General features: G+C 39.5%; 2 tRNA genes. One reads left to right on the top strand and one right to left on the bottom strand.

Going from position 1 to position 906, the window contains the following annotated elements:
• Window positions 1-109 precede the first annotated feature (109 nt).
• Window positions 110-185: transfer RNA gene (locus tag EXT43_RS08200), tRNA-Ala, on the bottom strand.
• A gap of 643 nt (window positions 186-828) precedes the next feature.
• On the opposite strand from EXT43_RS08200, the gene EXT43_RS08195 reads away from it, so the two are divergent.
• A tRNA-Val gene (locus EXT43_RS08195) sits at window positions 829-904 on the top strand.
• The last annotated feature ends 2 nt before the right edge of the window (window positions 905-906 follow it).

The following is a 906-nucleotide window of genomic DNA, read 5'->3' as shown; positions in this document are numbered from 1 at the left end:
CCCCAAGGGGATTCGAACCCCTGTTACCGCCGTGAAAGGGCGGTGTCCTAGGCCTCTAGACGATGGGGACGCAGAAAACTGCAACCCTAGGACAAACACTATGCAAATCTGGTGGAGCTATGCGGGATCGAACCGCAGACCTCTTCGCTGCCAGCGAAGCGCTCTCCCAGCTGAGCTATAGCCCCGACTTGCATACACACCACCAATTAATGTTGGTTGTGTATCGCTGAGTGCGGGGCGCATTCTATGCAGCCCCCCAAATAAAGTCAACAGTTTTTTATCTAAGTTTATTTAAATGATTTAAATTTCAACAAGCTGACTAAATATCAATCCGTTACGGAGGTATTTTATACAAAGAGCTATCAAATTAGCTATTTTGGGCTAATTGCATTGTTGGTTTGTTATCAAAGGCTCTCTGCTTTTGAATTTACTCCCTTAGAAAAGGTATACATTTATATGCAAAATAAAGTTCATTATTTAAAGCTTTAAATAAAACGACTTCCCCCTTCCCTGCTTTGTTTTTAATAGTGCTAAGTAGAGTGTAATTAACTAATGCAAATTTATCGGTATGAAAAAACTGTTTTAAAAATTTACTGTATTCATATCATTTGGAATGATTTACCTAGGTCATAAAGCTATAGATCCAAGTCTAAATATAAGCTTATGAATATAAATTGCATATTTGTTCGCCAAAAAATGCTTAAATGCCATGTCATTGTTTATAAAAGCTGCATCTAACACATTTTTACTCATTCAAGTGTTGACACATTTACAACTCTATCTATAATAGCGCCCCACAACAACGCAGCAATGAGTTGTTTTAGATATGGGTCGTTAGCTCAGTTGGGAGAGCATCGCCCTTACAAGGCGAGGGTCACTGGTTCAAGTCCAGTACGACCCACCATT

The sequence above is a fragment of the Pseudoalteromonas sp. CO109Y genome, assembly GCF_004208935.1.
In the GTDB taxonomy this organism is placed as follows: domain Bacteria; phylum Pseudomonadota; class Gammaproteobacteria; order Enterobacterales; family Alteromonadaceae; genus Pseudoalteromonas; species Pseudoalteromonas shioyasakiensis.
This window is presented reverse-complemented; position numbering and strand designations above follow the sequence as displayed.